Genomic DNA, 21,505 nt, shown 5'->3' on the forward strand with positions numbered 1-21,505 from the left:
CGCTACCGGGACACCAGTGACGTACGGCAGGATCCTGGAATGGAGCGTGTACGTGATGTCTCTGAGCTGCCGAAAGCCCATCTGCACCTGCACTTCACCGGGTCGATGCGCCCGGCGACGGTTCTGGAACTGGCCGACAAGTACGGCGTACGGCTGCCCGAGGCGCTGACCGAAGCACTGACCAGCGGGGAACCGCCGAAGCTGCGGGCGACGGACGAGCGGGGGTGGTTCCGTTTCCAGCGGTTGTACGACGCGGCCCGCTCGTGTCTGCGCGAGCCCGAGGACATCCGGCGGCTGGTGCGGGAGGCCGCGGAGGAGGATGTGCGCGACGGCTCGGGGTGGCTGGAGATCCAGGTCGACCCGACGTCGTACGCGCCCCGGCTCGGCGGGCTGATCCCGGCGCTGGAGATCATCCTGGACGCGGTGGAGACGACCTCGCGCGAGACCGGGCTCGGGATGCGGGTACTGGTCGCCGCGAACCGGATGAAGCATCCGCTGGACGCCCGCACGCTGGCCCGGCTGGCGGTGCGGTACGCGGACAAGGGTGTGGTCGGTTTCGGACTCTCGAACGACGAACGCCGGGGCATGGCACGGGACTTCGACCGGGCCTTCAACATCGCGCGCGAGGGCGGGCTGCTGTCGGCGCCGCACGGCGGCGAGCTGGCCGGACCGTCGTCGGTACGGGACTGTCTCGACGACCTGGACGCGAACCGGATCGGGCACGGGGTGCGCGCGGCGGACGACCCGCGGCTGCTGAAGCGGCTGGCGGACCGGCAGGTGACGTGCGAGGTGTGCCCGGCGTCCAATGTGGCGCTGGGTGTGTACGAGAAGCCGGAGGACGTGCCGCTGCGGAAGCTGTTCGAGGCCGGGGTACCGATGGCGCTGGGCGCCGACGACCCGCTGCTGTTCGGGTCCCGGCTGGCCGCGCAGTACGAGATCGCCCGGCAGTACCACGGCTTCTCGGACGCTGAGCTCGCGGAACTGGCCCGGCAGTCGGTACGGGCTTCGGCGGCACCGGAGGACATGAAGGCCAAGCTGCTGTCGGGAGTGGACGACTGGCTCAGCCACCCGGCCTCTTGAAGTGGGCGTAGGGCGGGTAGGGCTTGAAGCAGACCAGCACCTCGCGGGGATGCCCGCCGCCGGGCTCGTCCTTCAGCCAGATGCCCGTCAGCATGGCCGAGTGCCCTTTGGCGACGCCCTTCTGGCGTGGTCCCCAGCCCGCGGCGTACGCGAAGTTCACGGCCGCCAGGGCGAAGGCATCCCGGCTGCCGAACAGGAAGAACGTGCGCGCGTGCGTGGCGTGCCGCAGTTCGTCCCGGAAGTCCGCGCGCGTGCGTCGCTGCCTCCAGGCTCCGGCGTCCTTGTGCGTGCGTGCCTCGTCGGTGCGTACGGACAGGGGGGTACCGGCCTTGAGGGAGCGCCGCAGCTCGGGCCATTTGCTGGGGCGCAGCCCGTACGAGTGGTGTGCGAGGACGAGGTCGACGCGCTCCCCCCCCCGCCCTCGTCCGGCGGGATCCCGTCCCGCAGCGGTACATGGACGATCGTGTGGCGTGAGTAGGCGGCGAAGGAGAACAGGCCCGCGAGCCGGTTCAGTCCGTCGTGGTCGCCGAGGAGCAGGCCGATCGGTTCCGGTGCGGTCAGCGACGTGTGGCGCAGGGTGTGGCGGGGCTGGACGACGCGGTGTTCATGGGGGCCGGTGCGGGGTCTGAACTCCGTGAGCCTCAGCCGCATTCGGGGGTCCTGGATGTCATGGGCCCAGCGTGACGGTCACGCCGATTCCCCGGCTACCGAGATTCCGCCCAGCAGGGTCCGGGCCAGCCGGGCGGCGAACTCCTCCACCGGCGGGCGTACGCCGTCCTGTGTGGCGTCGTAGGCGAACGCCCGCTGCGCGCAGGCGCCCAGGAGCAGGGAGGCCGCGGCGAAGGTGTCGGCGGTGGGGGCGACCCGGCCGATGGACTGCTCGGCCTTGAGGTAGGCGTCGAGCCACTCGATCGGCTTGTGCGGGCCGGACTCCATCTCGCGCATCGCGTCGTCGTGGCGTCGCTTGAGCTGGGTCTCGGCGTACAGCGAGGCGGCGATCGGAAAGCTCTGCTCGTAGAAGAGGGCGGCCTGGCGGGCGATCTCGGTGAGGTTCTCCTCGAGGGTGTGGTTGCCCGGCTCGGCGGCAAGGGCGTGCAGCAGGGGGGCCAGTCTCGGGAGGCGTTCCGCGAGGACGCGGATGAACACCTCCTCCTTACTGGCGAAGTACTTGTACAGCGCCGCCTCGGAGCAGCCGGCCGCCTTCGCGATCTCCTTGGTCGTGGCACGCGCCAGCCCCACGGTGAGCATCAGCTCATGGGCGGCGTCGAGGATGCGGACGCGGGCCGGGCCGGGCTTGGGCTCCATGCTGTTCGGTCCCCTTGAGTCGGGTGGCGGGCTTGACGGGTGGGTGAGTACTTACCCACTCTAGAGGGAGACAGGGGTGAGTGAATACTCACCCACCTCCTTCGAGTACGGGAGTACCCCATGAAACTCACGGTTTTCGGTGCCACCGGGGGCATAGGGCGCGAGCTCGTCCGGCAGGGCCTGGCGGCAGGCCATGAGGTCACGGCGGTCGTACGGGATCCTGCCCGGCTGACCGTCACGGGCGAACGGCTGGAGGTGGTCCGTGCGGACCTCACCGACCCGGAGGTGCTGCGGCCCGTCGTGGCCGGGCGGGACGCGGTGCTGTCCGGGCTCGGGCCGCGCGCCCGCAAGGACGCCGGGATCGCGGCGCGGCTGACCCGCGTGGTGCTGGCCGCGATGGAGGCGGAACAGGTCCGGCGGGTGCTGGCCGTCAGCGCGGGGCCGGTCGGGCCGGCGCCGGTGAACGAGGGGGCGGTGGACCGGTGGATGCGGGGGCTCGTGTCCGCCGTACTGAAGGACGTCTACGCCGATCTGAGCGAGATGGAGGCGGAGCTGGCGGCGAGCGGTACGGACTGGACGGTCGTACGTCCGCCGCGTCTTCAGGACAAGCCGGTGACCGGGGTGTACCGGGTGGTGACCGGAGGGTTTCCGGCGCGGGGGCGGTTCATCTCGCGGGCGGATGTGGCGCACGCGATGCTGGGGATGATCGGGGACGCGGGAGTGGTGAAGCAGGGGGTGGGGGTGGCGTACTGACGGTTCTGGCGGTTCTGGCGGTTCTGGCGGTCTGACGGTGTTGACGCTTTCGGACCTGGTCGGCTACAGGCTGACGCCCACCGTCACCGGCTCGTTGACCAGCGTGATCCCGAAGGTGTCCCGCACGCCCGCCACGACCTCCCGGGCCAGTGTGAGGAGGTCCTCGGTGGTGGCGTCGCCCCGGTTGGTGAGGGCCAGGGTGTGCTTGGTGGAGATGCGGGCGGGGCCGGTGCCGTAGCCCTTGGTGAAGCCCGCCTTGTCGATCAGCCAGGCCGCGGAGGTCTTGGTGTGGCCCTCGCCCGCGGGGTAGGCGGGGGGTTCGGTGTCCTCGCCGAGGCGGTGCTTCACGCGCGCGTGGAACTCCGCGAACTGGGCGGCCGTGAGAATGGGGTTGGTGAAGAAGGAGCCTGCCGACCAGGTGTCGTGGTCGTCGGGGTCCAGGACCATGCCCTTTCCGGCGCGCAGCTTCAGGACGGTCGCGCGGGCGTCGGTGAGGGGGACGCGGTCGCCGGGTTCCACGCCCAGGGCGCGGGCGGTTTCGGCGTACTTGATCGGCGCGGAGAGGCCGTCGGCGTCTTCCAGGTCGAAGTGGACGCGCAGGACGACGTAGCGGGCGGGGTCTTCCTTGAAGCGGCTGTGGCGGTAGGAGAAGGCGCAGTCGTCGTTGGTGAGGGTGACGGTGGCTCCGGTGCGGCGGTCGTAGGCGATGACCTCGGTGATGGTGGAGGACACCTCCTGGCCGTAGGCGCCGACGTTCTGGATGGGGGTGGCGCCCGCGGAACCGGGGATGCCGGCGAGGCACTCGACACCGGCGAGTCCGGCGTCCACGGTGCGTTCGACGGCGTCGGTCCACACTTCGCCCGCGGCGAGCTCCAGGTGGGTGCCGGCGAGCTCGAACCCCTTGGTGGCGATGACGAGTGCGGTGCCCTCGAACCCCTTGTCCCCGATGACGAGGTTGGAGCCGCCGCCGATCACGAGGAGCGGCGTACCGGTGGCGTCGGCCTCGCGGACGACCTCGATCACCTCGGCATCGGTCGTCGCGGTGACGAGCCGGGTGGCGGGGCCGCCGAGACGGAAGGTGGTCAGGGGGGCGAGGGGGGCGTCGTGTCGTTCCTGCACGCGGTACAGCCTACGGGGGCCTCCGGCGGTGGGACGGGGGGCTCCGGCGGTGGGGGCGGGTGGCTGCGGGCCGGTGGGGGTGGGTGGCTGCGGGCCGGTGGGGGTGGGTGGCTGCGGGCCGGTGGGGGCGGGTGGCTGCGGGTTCGGTGGGGGCGGGTGGCTGCGGGTTCGGTGGGGGCGGGTGGCTGCGGGTTCGGTGGGGGCGGGCGTTGTGCGCAGTTCCCCGCGCCCCTGGATGCCTGCGGCGGCCCGTTTCGGCTTCGGTGGGGGCGGGCGTAGCGCCTGCGGTCCGGTGGGTGGGTCGGGGCCGGGGTGGGGGGTATCCGTCCTCGGTCCGGCGGCTCGGTCCCTTGAACAGGGCTCGGTAACGGACGCCGGCCGCTGCGGGCGGACACCCCCCACCCCGTCCCCTTGCCGCCGTACGCGGCCAACGGCCCATCGTGGCGCGCGGTGCGGCTACCGGCCCGCCGTGGTGCGCGAGGTGGGATCGGTCCGTCGTGGTGCGCGAGGTGGGGATCGGTCCGTCGTGGTGCGGGTGACTGCACTCCCCAGGGGCGCGGGGAACTGCGCGACCAGCCCCCACCGGCCTGCAGACGCGCAAACAACCCCACCCGGCACCCCCGTAGGCGCCCGGCCCAAGCTCCCGTGGTGGGCGAGGTGGGGATCGGTCCGTCGTGGCGCCGGTGACTGCAACTCCCCAGGGGCGCGGGGAACTGCGCGACCAGCCCCCACTCACCCGAAGCCGCACAAGGACCGGGCGAGGCACCCTCATAGGCGCCCCGCCCAAGCCCAGCGCACGCGATTGTCAGCCGGTCACCGTCTCCAGTGACCGCGCCCGCTCGGAGGACGTCACCACCGTGCCCCTCTTCCCCGAAGGGATCAGCAGAGCCGCGACCCCGGCGACCGCCACCACCGCCGCGCCCGTGACCAGGGCCGGCCGCAGGCCGTCCACGAAGGACTGCCCGCTCTCGTATCCGCCCTGTGAGGAGAAGATCGACGCCATGACCGCGATCCCCAGCGCTCCACCCACCTCACGCAGCGCATTGTTGGCCCCGGAAGCGATCCCCTGCTCCTCGGACCGGACACTCGACATGACCAGGTTGGACGCGGGGGCGAAGAACAGCGCCATGCCGATGCCGCTGAGGATGAGCCCGGGGAGCTGCGCGGAGTAGGACGCGTCGACCGTGACCACGGACGCCATGTACGCGAGCCCCGCCGCCTGGAAGAAGAGGCCCGTGGCCACGACCGGCCGGCCCCCGATGCGGTCGGAGAGGATCCCGGCGATCGGCGCGACGAGCATCGGCATGCCGGTCCAGGGGAGCATCCGCAGCCCCGCCTCGGTGGGCGAGTAGCCGAGCACGCCCTGCATGTACTGGCTGAGCAGGAAGATCGAGCCGAACATCCCGAGGAACATCAGCAGGCTGGCCGCGTTGATCCCGGAGAAGGCCCGGGAGCGGAACAGCCGCATGGGGAGCATGGGGTTCTTGGCCCGTGTGCTGTAGAGGACGAACGCGGCGAGCAGCGCGGCCCCGGCGAACAGGGCCATCAGGACCACGGTGTCGGTCCAGCCGTCGGACGGGCCGCGGACCAGGCCGTACACGATGCCGAAGAGACCGCCGCTGGCGAGCAGTGTGCCGGGGATGTCGAGGCGCGCGCCGGTGCCGTGGGACTCGGCGAGGCGCAGGCGGGCGAGGGGCAGCAGGGCGACGCCTAGCGGGACGTTCAACCAGAAGATCCACTGCCAGGAGATGTGCTCGGTGAGGCTGCCGCCGATCAGTGGCCCGGAGGCCACCGCGAGTCCGTTGACGGCGCCCCAGATGCCGTACGCCATCCCGCGCTTGGCGGCGGGCACGGCCGCCGTGAGGAGGGTGAGCGTGAGGGGCATCATGATCGCCGCTCCTACGCCCTGGACGGCGCGGGCGGCGATGAGGGAGTCGATGCCGGGGGCCAGTGCCGCGGCGGCCGACGCGCCGGTGAAGATCGTGAGGCCGGTCAGGAAGAGGCGTCGCCGGCCGAAGCGGTCCCCGAGCGCCGCGCCGGTCATGAGCAGGACGGCGAAGGTGAGCGTGTACGCGCTCACCGTCCACTCCAGGTCGTGCAGCCCCCCGCCGAGGTCCTCGCGGATGGAGGGCAGGGCGGTGGTGACGACGAGGTTGTCGAGGGCCGCCATGAATCCGGCGACACTGGTGATGACGAGGGCCCAGACGGCTCCCCCGCGGCCTGCGGTCGGTGTGGCTTGCTTTTGCTGTGACATCGCTCCCCCAGCGGGTGTGATCGGTAATTAGTTAGTGATTACTAAGTTTCTCGATCATGAAAAGGCGCCCATGACGCCTCGTTGTGCTCAGTGCTCCAGTCGACCCTTGATCCGCGCCGACGGGTACATGCCCTCCCAGACCCGGTGCCCGGGCGGAAAGCCCATCGCCGTCAGGCAGTTGATGAGCATCCCGTACGCCAGGAAGGTCGTCGTCTCGTTGGGGTCGGCGCCGAGCGGCAGGTGGACGGTGTCCCACAGCCTCATCCAGCCGGCCCGCACCGCCTCTCCGAACTCGGTGTCACCGTCCTGCTCGGCGGCCCCCACCGCGACGTACATCTGCATCTGCATCATCAGCCACTCGGGCCGCTCCGCGATGACCCGGGTGTACGCGTCCGCCATGGCATGCAGGGCCTCCTCGCCCTCCAGCCCCTTCGAGGCTTCCCCGAAGGTGCGGATGGTGTCCTCCACGCAGCGCTCGGCCGCCGCCAGGAAGATCGCCTTCTTGCCGGGGAAGAGCCGGAAGAGATACGGCTGCGACACCCCGACCCGCTTGGCGATCGCCTCGGTCGATGTGCCGTGGTAGCCACCGCGGGCGAACTCGGCCGTCGCCGCACGGATGACGCTCTCGCGCCGCTCTTCTGCACTCATCCTGGCCATGCACCTAAGTTAGTACTCAATCACTAACTTGGCAAGACGCCGGGTCCGCCTACCGCCGGCCCTCGCCGGCTCCCGTCGGAACGTCCCACCACCACCGAGCGTTGTCGCAGGCAGGGGGCCACAACACCGTAAGGGGCGCCCCACCATGGAGAGCACCCCTTACATCAGCAGCCGTATCCGCCCCTCAGGCCAGTCGTACGACCGCCCGCGACATCCCCAGCACCTTCTGCCCCGCGCTGGTCGCCGTGAGGTCCACGCGGACCGTGTTGTCGTCGAGCTTGGCGGCGACCTTGGCACTGACCTCGATCGTGGCGCCCTGGTCGTCGTTGGGCACGACGACGGGCTTGGTGAAGCGGACGCCGTACTCGGCGACGGCCGCCGGGTCGCCGACCCAGTCCGTCACCACGCGGATCGCCTCGGCCATGGTGAACATGCCGTGCGCGATGACGTCCGGCAGCCCGACCTCCTTGGCGAACTTCTCGTTCCAGTGGATGGGGTTGAAGTCCCCGGAGGCGCCCGCGTACTGGACGAGGGTGGCGCGGGTCACGGTGAAGGTCTGGGCCGGCAGTTCGGTGCCGACCTCGACGTCGGTGTATGCGATCTTCGCCGTCATCTTCTTCCTCACGCCTCCTCGGCCGCGCGTGCGACGAGCTTGGTCCAGGCGGTCACGACGTGCTCGCCGGCCTCGTCGTGGACCTCGCCGCGGATGTCCAGGATGTCGTTGCCGGCCATGGACCTGATCGCCTCGATGGTGGAGGTGACGGTCAGACGGTCACCGGCGCGCACGGGGCGGACGTAGGCGAACTTCTGGTCGCCGTGCACCACGCGGCTGTAGTCCAGGCCGAGCTGCGGGTCCTGCACTACCTGTCCCGCGGCCTTGAAGGTGATCGAGAACACGAAGGTCGGCGGGGCGACGACGTCCGGGTGGCCGAGCGCCTTGGCGGCCTCCGGGTCCGTGTACGCGGGGTTGGAGTCCCCGACTGCCTCGGCGAACTCGCGGATCTTCTCCCGGCCCACCTCATAGGGGTCGGTGGGCGGGTAGGTCCGCCCCACGAAGGACTGGTCGAGCGCCATGGGCTCGGCACCTCCTGGTTGCTCTACTGACCGGTATCGGGTCCTTCAACGACGCGAGGCCGCCCCCGATCTCTCGGGGACGGCCTCGCGTACGAGCCTGATTTATCGCGTTTCGCGGTGCGCGGTGTGCGCGTTGCAACGCGGGCAGTGCTTCTTCATCTCCATTCGATCCGGGTTGTTACGCCGGTTCTTCTTGGTGATGTAGTTCCGCTCCTTGCACTCCACGCAGGCCAGCGTGATCTTCGGGCGGACGTCGGTGGCAGCCACGTGAGTGCTCCTTGACGAACGGATAGGACGGGTTCAACGCATAGAAGAGTAGCCGATCGAAGGACCGACCCCGCAATCGGCTACTGTCAGTAGCGGTGACCGGACTTGAACCGGTGACACAGCGATTATGAGCCGCTTGCTCTACCGACTGAGCTACACCGCTGTGATGCGATCGGTTCCCGCCTCGCGGCGGGAACCTCTCACACCAGAGCCCCAATACGGAATCGAACCGTAGACCTTCTCCTTACCATGGAGACGCTCTACCGACTGAGCTATTGGGGCGAGCGATGAAGACATTACACGCTCCGCCGCCGTTCGCCCAAATCCGTTTCGCGGTGCCCTGGACGCCTTGATCCACGGGGTTCCCGGAGGCCTCAACTGCCTCTCCGGTACGGCGGACCACACCGGTACGACTATTGCGCTCCTCCCCGTCATAGGAGCGCCGCCACCCTAGGCTCGACTCACTCTGCGTGATCTTGCGTCCCCTTGCGCAGCCCGGGTTCGCGCAGTCCTGAGCTTGCGTAATCCCGAGCCCCTGGAGCGCGATGCCCGACAGCCAGCCGCAGCCGCCCCACTCCTCGTCCTCGTCGGGCGCCTCGTCGTCGGGCCGGTCCGAGGGGGCCGGTCTCCTGTTGTGCGGAGCGCGGCTCACCGACGGCAGGACCGTGGACGTACGGCTGGGCGGCGGGCGCATCGAGGCGGTCGGTACGGCCGGCAGTCTGACCGTGGGCGGCACGCGCGCGTGCGGTGCGCGGGTGGACCTCAGCGGCTATCTGCTCCTGCCGGCCCCGGCCGAGCCGCACGCCCACGGCGACACCGCGCTGTCGGCCGACGCCGAGGGGCCGGTCTCACACGACCCCCACGACATCCAGCGCCGGGCCACGGAGGCCGCCCTGCTCCAGCTCGGGCACGGGGCGACCGCGCTCAGGGCACATGTGCGCGTGGGGGACGTCCAGGGACTGGGCGCGCTGGCCGCCGTACTGCAGGCGCGGCGGTCGCTGCACGGGCTCACCGAGTTGACGGCCGTGGCGATGCCCCGGGTGTTGACCGGGGTGGCCGGGGCAGAGGGGCTCGCCCTGTTGCGGGACGCGCTGAAGATGGGTGCCTCGGTGGTCGGCGGCTGTCCGGATCTCGACCCCGATCCGACGGGTTACGCGGAGGCGGTCCTGGAGGTCGCCTCGGAGCACGGCTGCCCCGTCGACCTGCACACGGACGCCACCGATCCGGCCCGGCTCGCCCGGCTCGCCGCCATGGCCGGCGGGCTGCGGCCGGGCGTCACCCTCGGCCCCTGCGCGGGCCTCGACCGCCTCCCCTCCGAGGTGGTCTCCCGCACCGCCGACCAGCTCGGGGCGGCCGGAGTCTCCGTGGTGTGCCTGCCGCAGGGCGGCTGCGCGGGCGTCGACCGGCGGGGCACGGCTCCGGTACGGCTGCTGCGCGCGGCCGGGGTCCGGGTGGCCGCCGGCAGCGGCGCACTGCGGGACGCCTGCAACCCGGTGGGCCGCGGCGACCCCCTGGAGGCCGCGTACCTGCTCGCCTCCCGGTACGGGCTGCGACCGGACGACGCCTACGACGCGGTGAGCACGTCGGCGCGGACCGTGCTCGGGTTGCCCGAGGTCCGCGTGGAGGCGGGCTTCCCGGCCGAGTTGCTCGCGGTACGCGGCGACCGCCTCGCCGGCGCGCTCTCCCTGGCGTACAGCCGGATCGTGGTGCACCGGGGGCGCGTGGTGGCACGGACGAGCGCGGTACGGGAGTACTGCAACTCCTCGGCGGCGGCCGCGGAGTCGGGGCTGCCTCGGCAGGGGCGGGGAGGTGTGTCGTAGGGCGAGTGTGGGTTCCTGCGGTGTCGCTGAGGGTTCGGTGGGGGTGGCGGGGGTGCGTTGTGGCGCGCGCTGCCTGCAACACCTTGGGGACGCAGGCGGCGTGGGGAACGTGCGACCAGCCACGACGGACCCGCTGCCGCTCCTCGACCTCACCCTGCGCCCCTTGGGGGCGCCGGACCCACGCGGCAGATGCGCCTGGACGGGCGTACGGTCGAAGACATGCGCATTGTCATCGCTGGTGGTCATGGTCAGATCGCGCTGCGGCTGGAGCGACTGCTCGCCGCGCGCGGGGACGAGGTAGCGGGGATCATCCGTCGTGCCGAACAGGGCGACGACCTGCGGGAGGTCGGTGCCGAACCGGTCGTGCTGGACCTGGAGTCGGCCTCGGTCGAGGAGGTCACCGCCCTTCTGCGGGGCGCGGACGCGGCGGTCTTCGCGGCGGGCGCGGGTCCGGGAAGCGGCGCGGCCCGCAAGGACACGGTGGACAAGGCCGCGGCGGTGCTGTTCGCGGACGCGGCGGTCCGGGCGGGCGTACGACGCTTCGTGATCGTGTCGTCCATGGGCGCGGACGCACGGCACGAGGGTGACGAGATCTTCGATGTGTACCTGCGCGCCAAGGGCGAAGCCGACGCCCATGTGAGCGGCTTGGACGCCCTGGACTGGACGGTTCTGCGTCCCGGCGCGCTCACGGACGACGCGGGCAACGGTCTCGTACGTCTGGAGGCGCACACCGGCCGCGGTCCGATTCCGCGCGACGACGTGGCCGCCGTACTGGCGGAGTTGCTGGACACGCCGGCGACGGCAGGGCTGACACTGGAGCTGATCAGCGGTTCCACGCCGGTCTCGGTCGCGGTGAAGTCGGTGGCGGGCAACTGAGGATGGCCGCCGAGGGGGTGCCCGCCGCGCAAGAGGCGTTGCTGCGGCGGATGTACGAGGTCTTCGCGACGGACGAGCGGGACGCCTTCGTACCGCACTGTCTCGCCCCGGACGTGGACTGGCCGAACATGCTGGACGGCGGCCGCCTGCACGGACGTGAAGCGGTACGGGCTTACTGGGCACGGCAGTTCGCGGCGGGGCATCCCCTCGTACGGCTGGAGGGGCTGAGGTCGGACGAGCTCGCCGGGGCGGTGGTGCTGACCGTACGGCTCGGGGTGCGCGACGCGTCGGGCGAGGGGTGGGCCGGGGAGACGGTCGAGCACGTGTACCGGTTCGCTGAGGACGGGCTCGTGGTTCGGATGGATGTGCGGGAGGGGTCTGAGTCGGGGTCGTACGGCGGCTGAAATCCGGCGCGGTGGGCTCTGACGGGTCGTAGGGCAGCCGGACGCTCAGAACAGTGGCAGCTGTCCGGGGACGAGGGGCAGTGCGTACCCGTCCAACGACGGCTGGGCCGCTCCGAGTTCCGCCTGCTTGCGGGAGCCCGGGCAGGAGACCAGCTGACCTCTCGCGCGTGCTCCGGGCGGGTCATGCCGGGCGAAGCGGCCGGCGACGACGGCGATCTCGCGACGGCATTCGGGGCAGAGCCTGCGACGACTGGACATGCAGTCAGTGTGCCCGGACGGGCGACGTTTGTGCGTCCCGAGCGGGCAGCTGGGCCTGGCGGGGCGCGCGGGAAGGGCGGCGGAGCTCAAGGGCGGGCGGCGTCCGGGGGCGGGAGGGGGCGCGCCTGAGGGCACGGGACGCCTCGCGTCTGGTAATCGCTCCGCCGCGCAGCCTGTTGTACGCCGCCATCACCATCACGGCCCTGGCCGAGAAACGTCGTGGCAAGCCGTGCGGCAGGACCGACCTCCGCGGCCTCGCCGAGCTCAACCGCAGGATCCGGCATCGCGAGGTGGGCGTTCATGCGACGGCTGGTCGACGACCGACTGACAGCAGCTTGAACGCACGGGCCGGAGGGTGCCCTACAGCCTGGGCATCATGGGTCTGATCACGGCCTGCGCCCAGCGCTGCGCGAGGAACACGGACGCGTGTCCTGACTCCACCGGCCCGCCGGTGAGACACATCATCCGGCCCGGCCGCGTGATGGAGCGCCTGAACATCCCGAAACACGAAGAGACCCCCTCCACTCTGCGTTTCCGCAGTTCGGAGGGGGTCTCTCTCAGCGTGGCGGCGCCAGGATTCGAACCTGGGAAGGCTGAGCCGGCAGATTTACAGTCTGCTCCCTTTGGCCGCTCGGGCACACCGCCGGGGTTTGCTGCCCTTCGAACCGTCTTTCGGCGGTGCTCCGTGGCAACGACGTAAACAATACCCGATGCCGAGGGGTGCTTCGCCACCCGATTGATCTGCGCCCGGAGGGCATGTGGTGACTAGGCTTGGGCGGATGCGGCCCGGGTCCACGCCGGGCTCGGCGCCCGCCCCCACGTACGCCGATACGCATCCGTACGCACGCCGACACGCACCCCGATACAAGGAGCCACAGGACATGGCCGACTCCAGTTTCGACATCGTCTCGAAGGTCGAGCGGCAGGAGGTCGACAACGCCCTCAACCAGGCCGCCAAGGAGATCTCCCAGCGCTACGACTTCAAAGGCGTGGGTGCCTCGATCTCGTGGTCCGGCGACAAGATCCTGATGGAGGCGAACTCCGAGGACCGGGTCAATGCCGTCCTCGACGTCTTCCAGTCCAAGCTGATCAAGCGTGGGATCTCCCTGAAGGCGCTCGACGCGGGTGAGCCGCAGCTCTCCGGCAAGGAGTACAAGATCTTCGCGTCGATCGAGGAGGGCATCTCCCAGGAGAACGCGAAGAAGGTCGCGAAGATCATCCGTGACGAGGGTCCGAAGGGCGTGAAGGCCCAGGTCCAGGGTGACGAGCTGCGGGTCAGCTCGAAGAGCCGTGACGACCTGCAGTCCATCATCGCCCTGCTGAAGGGCAAGGACTTCGACTTCGCGCTCCAGTTCGTGAACTACCGGTGAGGCGCTGATACAGCGAAATACGAGGAAGGGTGGGCACCTGGCCGGTGCCCACCCTTCTCGCCTGCTGGCTGCGGTTCGGGGGTCAGTCGCGCGAGTTGCCGAAGAGGAGACGGTAGGCGATCAGCAGCACGAGGGAGCCGCCGATCGCGGCGGCCCAGGTGGTCCCGTCGTAGAAGCTCTTGGTGACCGGGTGGTCCAGCCAACGGGCCGATATCCAGCCGCCGATGAACGCGCCCGCGATGCCGATGAGGGTCGTCCCGATGAAGCCACCCGGGTCCCGGCCCGGCAACAGGAACTTGGCGATGGCTCCGGCCAACAGCCCCAGGATGATCCAGCCGATGATGCTCATGCCCTGAACCTGCCCTTCCGCGCTGTGCCCGCACTGTCCGTGGTCTGTGATCTACGTCCCGGTCGACTGTGCGTGTGCTGGAGCGCTTGGGTTGGACGACGTGCTCGTGCGACGCGCGTGCGGTGCTCTTCGTGCGGGTGTTCGTGTCCCGTTGATGAAGAGGACGTCCGTACTGCACCTCGCGGTTGCAGAGATCAGTAGGGTGCGGCGCATGACAGATTCCGGTGCCGAACTGCGGCGCACGCTGGGCACAGGCGACGCCGTGGTCATCGGTCTCGGCTCGATGATCGGTGCCGGGATCTTCGCCGCCCTCGGCCCCGCGGCGCGTGCCGCCGGGTCCGGGCTGCTGCTCGGGCTCGCGGTCGCCGCCGTGGTCGCCTACTGCAACGCCACGTCCTCGGCACGGCTGGCCGCCCTGTACCCGGCCTCGGGCGGCACCTATGTGTACGGGCGGGAGCGGCTCGGGCCGTTCTGGGGTTATCTCGCGGGCTGGTCGTTCGTGGTCGGAAAGACGGCCTCCTGTGCGGCGATGGCGCTGACGGTGGGTGCGTACGTCTGGCCGGAGCAGGCCCATGCCGTGGCCGTGGCTGCCGTGGTGGCGCTGACCGCGGTGAACTACGGCGGGATCCAGAAGTCCGCCTGGCTGACCCGGGCGATCGTGGCGGTGGTCCTCGCTGTCCTCGCTTCCGTGGTGGTCGTGTGTCTTGGGTCCGGGGCCTCGGAGGCCGGGCGGCTGGACGCTGGGGTCTCCGGCGGCGTGAGCGGGGTGCTGCAGGCGGCCGGTCTGCTGTTCTTCGCGTTCGCGGGGTACGCGCGCATCGCGACCCTCGGTGAGGAGGTACGGGATCCCGCGCGCACCATCCCCCGTGCGATCCCCCTGGCCCTGGGCATCACGCTGGCGGTGTACGCGGGTGTGGCGGTGGCTGTCCTTTCCGTACTGGGCGCTGCTGCTCTGGGCCGTGCCGACGCGCCGCTGGCCGAGGCGGTGCGAGCGGCCGGGGTGTCGGGGCTCGTGCCGGTGGTGCGGGTGGGTGCCGTCGTGGCCGCGCTGGGTTCGCTGCTCGCCCTGATTCTCGGCGTCTCACGAACGACGTTGGCCATGGCCCGGGACCGGCATCTGCCGGGCGCGCTGTCGGCCGTCCACCCTCGCTTCCAGGTGCCGCACCGGGCCGAGCTGGCCGTGGGCGCGGTGGTCGCGATCCTCGCCGCCACGGTCGACGTGCGGGGCGCGATCGGTTTCTCCTCCTTCGGTGTGCTCGCGTACTACGCGGTGGCCAACGCGTCGGCGTGGACACTCGGTTCGGCTCCGGCGGCCCGGCTGGTACCTGCGGTGGGGCTGCTCGGGTGTGGGGTGCTGGCGTTCGCGCTGCCTGCGGTTTCGGTGGTCGCGGGCGCGGGGGTGCTGGCAGTCGGGGCGGGCGCGTATGGCGTACGGAAGCGGTGGGCGGGGCGGTAGGTCGGCGGCCGCGTACCGCTCAAGGGAGCGTCAGGACGCGTGGGCCGGCGGTGCCGTGCGTATCCGGAACTGTGCCCAGGGAGTCATCTCCAACTCCTCGTTCATCTCCTCGTACCAGCCCGTGCCGTCGACCCAGGTTTGCAGCCAGTCCGTGAGGGTGGGGGCGTCCACGAACCAGGAGTGGTCGCAGTCACCGGCGTTCGGCTCGAAGAGGAGAACGGGGGCTTCCGGGCTGTGGCAGTCCACGCACGCGTACATCGCACAGCCCCAGTGGGATATCGGCAGGACGCCCTCGGGCCAGGGCCAGTCGGGGTCCTTACGGCTGCTCTTGCGGTTGGCCAGGTATTGCACGACGGCCGCGGGCTCGCCGGAGGGAGGGCTGTCGAGCAGGGGCAGCAGGCCGTACTCCGGGCCGAATCCGCCGTCCCCTATACGCAGGTAGAGGTCGGCGAGCAGCGGGGGCAGGTGGAAGCCCAGCGCTGCCTCGGCGCGGGTCAGGGTGTCCGCTTCCACCGGCTCGGGGAGGGAAGCCCAGCCCCACGGCCGGGTGTTGCGGGCCTTGTCCGCCACCCGTGCCAGCAACTGCTCGCTCTCGGTCATGCATTCATGATGCAGGGCGGCACTGACAACCGGGCAGACCTGTGGACAACCTCCGGGTTGTGGAAAACCTCGGGTGAACCTCGGCTCAGGCGAGGTGGACGTCGACGCGATCGCCCTGGGCGAGAAAGGCGAGCAGTTCCTCGAAGGCCGGCGGCCCGTGGAGGACCTGCGAGATGACGTCAAGAGATCTGCGGGCGACTTCGGAATCGTGCCAGACCAGGCTGAGGGGCGGGGTGGCGCCCCAGCGGCCCATCAGACAGTCGTCCAGGGCGTCCAGGCCCCAGCCGAAGTAGCCGCCGGGGCCGTTCACCGCCTCGCCCAGGGCGCAGAAGAAGCCGGGCAGGTCGGTGATGTGGCGGCCGTCGAGGTGGTACGTCGTGCCGGGCGGCCGGTCCTGGCCGCCGTGCACATGGTTGTCGAGCGCCGTGCGAAGCCAGAACTGCCGTCCCTCGTTGTCGCATCGCGCCCAGCGGTTGGAATCCGTCGGGCGTCCCTCGGTCCACAGTTCCCACACCTCGCCGGCCGCGAAGGGCGGCCGCTCCGACCACAGGTCCAGGGTGAGGTCCACCAGACCGGGACCGCGCGCCGACGGGATCCAGGCCCGCAGCTCACCCTCGGCAGCGGACTGCAGGGGCCGACCGGAGGTGTCGATGCGCAGGACCTTGGCATGACCGAGGTCCTCCTCCCCCGCGTCCAGCGCGGTCCGCAGGGCGCCCTGTGGAGAGCAGCCCAGCAGGCGCAGTGGGGGTTCCATGGTTTCCTCCGGGACCTCGCGCACGCACGCCAGGTCGCGGCAGGTGCCGTGCGGTTCACCGTGGGCACCCAGCAGGCGGTAGCCCGGGGACAGCGGCGGGCGCCGCGGACAGTCGTAGGGGTTGTGGTCGGGTTCCGTTCCCTCGATCGTGACGTCCCGCAGTGTCAGGTCGCGGGCACAGGGGCGGTCGCCGATGAGGTGCGCCTCTTCCAGATGCCACTCACCGACTGCCGCGCCGGTCTTGTCGAGGATCTCCAGGGTGAGAGACCCGAGAGGCGCCGATCCCTCGGCACGCGCGCGTGTGAGGGCTTCGCTCAACCGGCCCTCGGGAGCGCAGCCGAGAAGTTCGTAGACGCCCCGGAGGGGAGGAGGCGGGTCGGCGAAGAGATCCGCGGCGTCCTCGCACAACGCCCATGTCTCCTCGTAGCCCTCCTCGCCCTCGAACTCGGCTTCCCGGTCGTACGACAGCAGGACGTACTTCGGCGCCCCCACTCCCCCGGTCCGTCCGTCAGCGGGTCGCGAACGGCTCGTCCGTGGGGACGATTTCGCGGCCCAGTGGGAACAGGGACACCGGGATCAGCTTGAAGTTGGCGATGCCGAACGGGATACCGATGATCGTGACGCAGAGGACGAGGCCCGTCGCGATGTGGCCCAGGGCCAGCCACCAGCCGGCGAGGACCAGCCACAGGACGTTGCCGACGCAGGAGGGTGCGCCCGCGTCGCGGCGCTCGACCGTGGTGTACCCGAAGGGCCACAGGGCGTAGACGCCGATGCGGAAGGCCGCTAGGCCGAACGGGATGCCGATGATGGTGATGCAGAGCAGCGCGCCCGCGGCCAGGTAGGCGAGGAACAGCCAGAAGCCGCTCAGGACGAGCCAAATGACGTTCAGGATGGTTTTCACTGGGGGCGACCTGCCATCTTCTCGAGCCGGGCGATGCGCTCCGCCATCGGCGGGTGCGTCGAGAACATCTTGGACAGTCCCTGGCCAGGGCGGAAGGGGTTCGCGATCATCATGTGGCTAGCGGTCTCGATGCGCGGTTCGGGGGGCAACGGCAGTTGTTTGGTGCCCATTTCGAGCTTGCGCAGGGCGCTGGCGAGCGCGAGGGGGTCGCCGGTGAGCTGGGCGCCGGACGCGTCTGCCTCGTACTCCCTGGAGCGGCTGATGGCCATCTGGATGAGGCCGGCCGCGAGCGGCCCGAGGATCATGATCATCAGCATGCCCAGGAGGCCCGGGCCGTCATCGTCGTCGGAGCGGCCGATCGGGATCAGCCATGCGAAGTTGACCAGGAACATGATCACGGAGGCGAGGGCGCCGGCGACCGACGAGATCAGGATGTCGCGGTTGTAGACATGGCTGAGTTCGTGGCCGATGACACCGCGCAGTTCGCGCTCGTCCAGGATGCGCAGGATGCCGTCGGTGCAGCACACAGCGGCGTTGCGCGGATTGCGGCCGGTCGCGAAGGCGTTGGGTGCCTCGGTCGGCGAGATGTACAGGCGCGGCATGGGCTGACGGGCCTGGGTGGAGAGGTCGCGGACCATGCGGTACAGGGCCGGTGCCTCGAACTCGCTCACCGGGCGGGCACGCATCGCGCGTAGAGCCAGCTTGTCGCTGTTCCAGTACGCGTACGCGTTGGTGCCCAGCGCGATCAGGACGGCCACAACCAGCCCCATACGGCCGAAAAAGCTGCCGATGACGATGATGAGTGCGGACAGTCCCCCGAGGAGGACTGCGGTCCTGAGCCCGTTGTGCCGGCGGTGCACGGTACGCCCTCCAAGTGGTGCAGCAGGGGAACCCTTTGCTTGCTGATCTCCGATGTCTTCCGATGCCACCGTCCGTGATGTCACGTCCAGTGGACCCTCCCGTTTTGCTCAACGCCAGGCGAGGGTCACTAGTTCCCTTGTGCGCGCGGAGGCCCAGGTGGGCCGTCCGGGTGATGGTTCAAGGGCGGCTGTTCACATTCGGGAGGGCCGGTTCAGAAGAGTCCGGTGTCGGTGAAGCGCAGCACCAGCTGGGGCGCGCCCGAGAGGGCGACGCCGAGGACGCCGGTCAGGGCGAGCGCGGCGGTGAGGGGGGCGGGGACGCGGTGCGCGGCGGGTTCGCCGTCGGGGGCCCTGAACAGCAGCGTCGTCCACTGGAGGTAGTAGAAGAGCGCGATCACGACGTTGACGGCCATGACCACGGCGAGCCATCCGAGGCCCGCGTCCACGGCCGCCGAGAAGACGGTGACCTTGGCGAACAGGCCGATGATGCCCGGCGGCAGCCCTGCCAGGCAGAGCAGGAAGAAGGCCAGCAGGAGGGCGGCGAGCGGGTTGGTCGCATAGAGGCCGCGGTAGTCGGTGATGCGGTTCGCTGCCCTCGTTCGGCCCACCAGCGCGGCCACCGCGAAGGCGCCGAGGTTCACGGCGGCGTACATGAGGGCGTAGGCGACGGTGGAGCCGACGGACCGTTCGGCGTCGTCGGAGTACGCGGCGGCAGCGATCGGGACGAGGAGGTAGCCGGCCTGGCCGACGGAGGACCAGGCGAGCAGCCGTACGGCGCTGTACGCGCGCGTGGCCTGCTGTCGGAGGGCGCCGACGTTGCCGACGGTCATGGTGAGGGCGGCGAGCGCGGCGAGCGCCGGGCCCCAGACGTCCGCGTACGACGGCAGAGCGACGACGGTGACGAGGATCAGGCCGGAGAAGCCGACCGTTTTGCCGACGACCGACAAGTAGGCGGCGATCGGGAGGGGTGCGCCGACGTAGGTGTCGGGCACCCAGAAGTGGAAGGGGACGGCAGCCGTCTTGAAGGCGAAGCCGACGAGGGTGAGGACGACGCCGGTCTGGACGAGGGTGTGGAGCTGTCCGTCGACGTTCTGAATGCGGTCGGCGACCTGTGTGAGGTAGAGGGTGCCCGTGGAGGCGTACACGAAGCTGATGCCCATGAGGCTGACCGCGGTCGCGGTGACGGAGGACAGGAAGAACTTCAGGGCCGCTTCGGATGACTTCCTGTCGCCATGCCGGATGCCGACGAGGGCGAAGGCGGGCAGGGAGGCGACTTCCAGGGCGACGACGAGGGTCGCCAGATCGCGGGAGGCGGGCAGGAGTGCGGCGCCGGCGGCAGAGGAGAGCAGCAGGAACCAGTACTCCCCTTCGGGGAGTCTCTTGTCGGCGTCCTTGAGGGTGGTGACCGACAGGAGGGCCGCCAGAAGGGCGCCGCCAAGGACGAGGAACTGGATGACGAGCGTGAAGCGGTCGGCCGCGTAGCTGCACACGTCGGCGTCGCCGGTCAGGCAGAAGGTGCTGCGGTCGCCGTCCAGGAGAGGCAGCAGCAGGAGCACGGAGGCTGCCAGGCCCGCGACCGAGACCCACCCGAGCAGGGCTTTCCGCTGCTCGCCGACGAACAGGTCTGCGACGAGAACGACGAGTCCGACGACCGCCGCGAGGGTGGGTGGCGCGATCGCCAGCCAGTCGACGGACTGCACGACGTTCGCGGCCGTCGCGGGCAGCGTTTCGGCCGACGAAGCCAATGGCTGAGCCATGGCGGCCAGGGTGCTCATCGGGTGCCTCCTGCGAGGAGCTGCTGGACGGCCGGGTCGGTGAGGCCGAGGAGGGCCTTCGGCCACAGGCCCGCCGCGACGGTGAGGGCGACGAGCGGCGTCCAGGCCGCGAACTCGTACGTGTGGACGTCGGCGAACTGGGGGGCGTCCTGGGGTACGGCGCCCATGCAGACGCGGCGGACCACGACGAGCATGTAAGCGGCCGTCAGGAGGGTGCCGAACGCGCCGATCGCCATGAAAGTGAGGAAGGCGGGGCGGCTGAGGTCGTCGGCGGGCTTGAAGGCGCCGAACAGGGCCAGCATCTCGCCCCAGAATCCGGCGAGGCCGGGCAGGCCGAGCGAGGCGACCGCAGCGAAGGCCAGCAGGCCGCCGAGGCGCGGGGCCTTGCCGTACAGGGCGGCGCCGGTCTCTTCGGCCAAGGTGTCGAGGTCGGTGGTGCCGGTGCGGTCCTTCAGGGCGCCTACCAGGAAGAACAGGAGGCCGGTGATGAGGCCGTGGGCGATGTTGGCGAACAGGGCGCCGTTCACGCCGGTCGGGGTCATGGTGGCGATGCCGAGCAGGACGAAGCCCATGTGGCCGACGGAGGAGTAGGCGATGAGGCGCTTGAGATCGCCCTTCGCGCCCCGCTTGGCCAGGGCGAGGCAGGCCAGGGATCCGTAGATGATCCCGACCACGGCGAAAGCGGCGAGGTAGGGCGCGAAGTCGCGGAAGCCGTCGGGGGCGATCGGCAGCAAAATCCGGACGAACCCGTATGTACCCATCTTCAGCAGGACGCCGGCCAGCAGGACCGAGCCGACGGTCGGCGCGGCGGTGTGGGCGTCGGGCAGCCAGCTGTGCAGCGGCCACATCGGGGTCTTGACCGCGAGCCCGATCCCGATCGCCAGAACGGCGATGACCTGCACGGATGAGGACAGCGACCGGCCGTTGTCAGTGGCGAGTGCCACCATGTCGAATGTGCCTGCCTTGATCCCGATCAGGAGCAGGCCGAGCAGCATGACGACCGAGCCGAGCAGTGTGTAGAGGATGAAGCGCCAGGCGGCGGCCTGGCGGTCCTCGCCGCCCCAGCGGGCGATGAGGAAGTACATCGGGATGAGCACCATCTCGAACGCGAGGAAGAACAGCAGCAGATCGAGGACGGCGAAGGTCGCGAGGGTGCCGGACTCGAGCATGAGCAGCAGTGCGACGAACGCCTTCGGGGTGGGGCCTGCGGGCATCTTGAAGTACGAGTAGAGCGCGCAAAGGAAGGTCAGCAGCGCGGTCAGGACCAGAAGAGGGAGGGAGATGCCGTCGATGCCGAGGTGGATGCGCACGTCGAGTGCGGGGATCCAGCTGATGTCGGTCGTGGCCTGCATCTTCGACGGATGGTCGTGGTCGAAGCCCAGCGCCAGGACGATCGCGGCGATGAGGATCACGCCGGTGACCGTGACGCCGTGCCGCAGTACGGCCTGGTCAGGTGACTTTCCCTTCAGTCCCGGTGGGGCCGGCAGCAGAGCCGTGACGGCGCCGAGGAGCGGGCCGGCCACGACGAACGCCAGAAGGAACTGCATCACGGACTCGTTGATATCGATCACGC

22 protein-coding genes, 3 tRNA genes and 1 pseudogene are annotated in these 21,505 nt (G+C 70.4%); 7 read left to right on the top strand and 19 right to left on the bottom strand.

Going from position 1 to position 21,505, the window contains the following annotated elements:
- Window positions 1-39: 39 nt before the first annotated feature.
- Complete coding sequence (locus M2157_RS20175) at window positions 40-1,080, top strand: adenosine deaminase (RefSeq protein ID WP_266521113.1); 1,041 nt, start codon at window positions 40-42, stop codon at window positions 1,078-1,080.
- On the opposite strand, the pseudogene M2157_RS20180 reads toward M2157_RS20175, so the two are convergent.
- Window positions 1,061-1,731 (bottom strand): annotated as a pseudogene (locus M2157_RS20180) (hypothetical protein). The gene M2157_RS20175 and the pseudogene M2157_RS20180 overlap by 20 nt on opposite strands.
- 36 nt (window positions 1,732-1,767) lie before the next feature.
- Window positions 1,768-2,385: a helix-turn-helix domain-containing protein gene (locus tag M2157_RS20185; RefSeq protein WP_280865871.1), complete on the bottom strand. Its 618-nt coding sequence runs from the start codon at window positions 2,383-2,385 to the stop codon at window positions 1,768-1,770.
- A gap of 120 nt (window positions 2,386-2,505) precedes the next feature.
- Between M2157_RS20185 and M2157_RS20190 the strand changes: the two genes are divergently transcribed.
- On the top strand, window positions 2,506-3,138 hold the full coding sequence (locus tag M2157_RS20190) for an NAD(P)H-binding protein (protein WP_280865872.1): 633 nt from the start codon (window positions 2,506-2,508) through the stop codon (window positions 3,136-3,138).
- A 63-nt stretch (window positions 3,139-3,201) separates the two neighbouring features.
- Here the strand turns inward: M2157_RS20190 and M2157_RS20195 are convergent, their stop codons facing one another.
- From M2157_RS20195 to M2157_RS20230, 8 genes are all read right to left on the bottom strand, one after another.
- Window positions 3,202-4,257, bottom strand: a complete 1,056-nt coding sequence (locus tag M2157_RS20195; protein ID WP_280865873.1) for a UDP-N-acetylmuramate dehydrogenase — start codon at window positions 4,255-4,257, stop codon at window positions 3,202-3,204.
- A gap of 805 nt (window positions 4,258-5,062) precedes the next feature.
- The gene (locus M2157_RS20200) at window positions 5,063-6,511 is read right to left on the bottom strand and encodes an MFS transporter (RefSeq protein WP_280865874.1); all 1,449 of its coding nucleotides are present in this window, start codon (window positions 6,509-6,511) and stop codon (window positions 5,063-5,065) included.
- An 87-nt stretch (window positions 6,512-6,598) separates the two neighbouring features.
- Window positions 6,599-7,168 carry a TetR/AcrR family transcriptional regulator gene (locus M2157_RS20205; RefSeq protein WP_280865875.1) on the bottom strand — a complete coding sequence of 190 codons (570 nt, stop codon included), beginning with the start codon at window positions 7,166-7,168 and terminating at the stop codon, window positions 6,599-6,601.
- 184 nt (window positions 7,169-7,352) lie between these two features.
- Complete coding sequence (locus M2157_RS20210; protein ID WP_280868249.1) at window positions 7,353-7,781, bottom strand: MaoC family dehydratase; 429 nt, start codon at window positions 7,779-7,781, stop codon at window positions 7,353-7,355.
- 8 nt (window positions 7,782-7,789) lie between these two features.
- Window positions 7,790-8,242 (bottom strand): MaoC family dehydratase N-terminal domain-containing protein, encoded by a 453-nt coding sequence (locus M2157_RS20215; protein WP_057607938.1) that lies wholly within the window; start codon window positions 8,240-8,242, stop codon window positions 7,790-7,792.
- Between the two features lie 102 nt (window positions 8,243-8,344).
- A complete protein-coding gene (rpmG, locus tag M2157_RS20220; RefSeq protein ID WP_018834916.1) occupies window positions 8,345-8,509 on the bottom strand; it encodes a 50S ribosomal protein L33 in 165 nt (54 codons plus the stop codon).
- 90 nt (window positions 8,510-8,599) lie between these two features.
- A tRNA-Met gene (locus tag M2157_RS20225) sits at window positions 8,600-8,672 on the bottom strand.
- A gap of 46 nt (window positions 8,673-8,718) precedes the next feature.
- A tRNA-Thr gene (locus tag M2157_RS20230) sits at window positions 8,719-8,791 on the bottom strand.
- 263 nt (window positions 8,792-9,054) lie between these two features.
- On the opposite strand from M2157_RS20230, the gene M2157_RS20235 reads away from it, so the two are divergent.
- The 3 genes from M2157_RS20235 to M2157_RS20245 all read left to right on the top strand — a co-directional run bounded on the left by M2157_RS20235 (window position 9,055) and on the right by M2157_RS20245 (window position 11,609).
- Window positions 9,055-10,329 (top strand): amidohydrolase family protein, encoded by a 1,275-nt coding sequence (locus M2157_RS20235; protein WP_280865876.1) that lies wholly within the window; start codon window positions 9,055-9,057, stop codon window positions 10,327-10,329.
- 219 nt (window positions 10,330-10,548) lie between these two features.
- Complete coding sequence (locus M2157_RS20240; protein ID WP_280863831.1) at window positions 10,549-11,205, top strand: NAD(P)H-binding protein; 657 nt, start codon at window positions 10,549-10,551, stop codon at window positions 11,203-11,205.
- 17 nt (window positions 11,206-11,222) lie between these two features.
- Window positions 11,223-11,609, top strand: a complete 387-nt coding sequence (locus M2157_RS20245) for a nuclear transport factor 2 family protein (RefSeq protein WP_280865877.1) — start codon at window positions 11,223-11,225, stop codon at window positions 11,607-11,609.
- 45 nt (window positions 11,610-11,654) lie between these two features.
- Here M2157_RS20245 and M2157_RS20250 read toward each other — a convergent pair whose 3' ends face one another.
- Both M2157_RS20250 and M2157_RS20255 read right to left on the bottom strand, forming a co-directional pair.
- A complete protein-coding gene (locus tag M2157_RS20250; protein WP_280863123.1) occupies window positions 11,655-11,867 on the bottom strand; it encodes a hypothetical protein in 213 nt (70 codons plus the stop codon).
- A 563-nt stretch (window positions 11,868-12,430) separates the two neighbouring features.
- Window positions 12,431-12,512 (bottom strand) — tRNA-Tyr (locus tag M2157_RS20255).
- Window positions 12,513-12,748: 236 nt separating this feature from the next.
- On the opposite strand from M2157_RS20255, the gene M2157_RS20260 reads away from it, so the two are divergent.
- Window positions 12,749-13,237 carry a YajQ family cyclic di-GMP-binding protein gene (locus M2157_RS20260; protein WP_280863124.1) on the top strand — a complete coding sequence of 163 codons (489 nt, stop codon included), beginning with the start codon at window positions 12,749-12,751 and terminating at the stop codon, window positions 13,235-13,237.
- A gap of 82 nt (window positions 13,238-13,319) precedes the next feature.
- On the opposite strand, the gene M2157_RS20265 is transcribed toward M2157_RS20260, so the two are convergent.
- The gene (locus M2157_RS20265; RefSeq protein WP_057607941.1) at window positions 13,320-13,586 is read right to left on the bottom strand and encodes a GlsB/YeaQ/YmgE family stress response membrane protein; all 267 of its coding nucleotides are present in this window, start codon (window positions 13,584-13,586) and stop codon (window positions 13,320-13,322) included.
- Window positions 13,587-13,797: 211 nt separating this feature from the next.
- Here M2157_RS20265 and M2157_RS20270 point away from each other — a divergent pair, with 211 nt between their 5' ends.
- Window positions 13,798-15,042, top strand: a complete 1,245-nt coding sequence (locus tag M2157_RS20270; RefSeq protein ID WP_280865878.1) for an APC family permease — start codon at window positions 13,798-13,800, stop codon at window positions 15,040-15,042.
- Window positions 15,043-15,072: 30 nt separating this feature from the next.
- Here the strand turns inward: M2157_RS20270 and M2157_RS20275 are convergent, their stop codons facing one another.
- The 6 genes from M2157_RS20275 to M2157_RS20300 all read right to left on the bottom strand — a co-directional run bounded on the left by M2157_RS20275 (window position 15,073) and on the right by M2157_RS20300 (window position 21,503).
- Entirely contained in the window at window positions 15,073-15,642 is a 570-nt protein-coding gene (locus M2157_RS20275) for an SMI1/KNR4 family protein (RefSeq protein WP_280863126.1), read from the bottom strand.
- Window positions 15,643-15,727: 85 nt separating this feature from the next.
- Window positions 15,728-16,888 carry a barstar family protein gene (locus tag M2157_RS20280; RefSeq protein ID WP_280865879.1) on the bottom strand — a complete coding sequence of 387 codons (1,161 nt, stop codon included), beginning with the start codon at window positions 16,886-16,888 and terminating at the stop codon, window positions 15,728-15,730.
- 16 nt (window positions 16,889-16,904) lie between these two features.
- Entirely contained in the window at window positions 16,905-17,297 is a 393-nt protein-coding gene (locus M2157_RS20285) for a YccF domain-containing protein (protein ID WP_266560833.1), read from the bottom strand.
- Entirely contained in the window at window positions 17,294-18,157 is an 864-nt protein-coding gene (gene htpX, locus M2157_RS20290) for a zinc metalloprotease HtpX (RefSeq protein ID WP_280863128.1), read from the bottom strand. The genes M2157_RS20285 and htpX overlap by 4 nt, the downstream gene beginning before the upstream one ends.
- A 212-nt stretch (window positions 18,158-18,369) precedes the next feature.
- Window positions 18,370-19,914 carry an NADH-quinone oxidoreductase subunit N gene (locus M2157_RS20295; protein ID WP_280868250.1) on the bottom strand — a complete coding sequence of 515 codons (1,545 nt, stop codon included), beginning with the start codon at window positions 19,912-19,914 and terminating at the stop codon, window positions 18,370-18,372.
- Between the two features lie 14 nt (window positions 19,915-19,928).
- Window positions 19,929-21,503 carry an NADH-quinone oxidoreductase subunit M gene (locus M2157_RS20300; RefSeq protein ID WP_280863129.1) on the bottom strand — a complete coding sequence of 525 codons (1,575 nt, stop codon included), beginning with the start codon at window positions 21,501-21,503 and terminating at the stop codon, window positions 19,929-19,931.
- Window positions 21,504-21,505: the final 2 nt, after the last annotated feature.

It is taken from the genome of Streptomyces sp. SAI-127 (assembly GCF_029894425.1).
Taxonomy (GTDB): Bacteria; Actinomycetota; Actinomycetes; order Streptomycetales; family Streptomycetaceae; genus Streptomyces.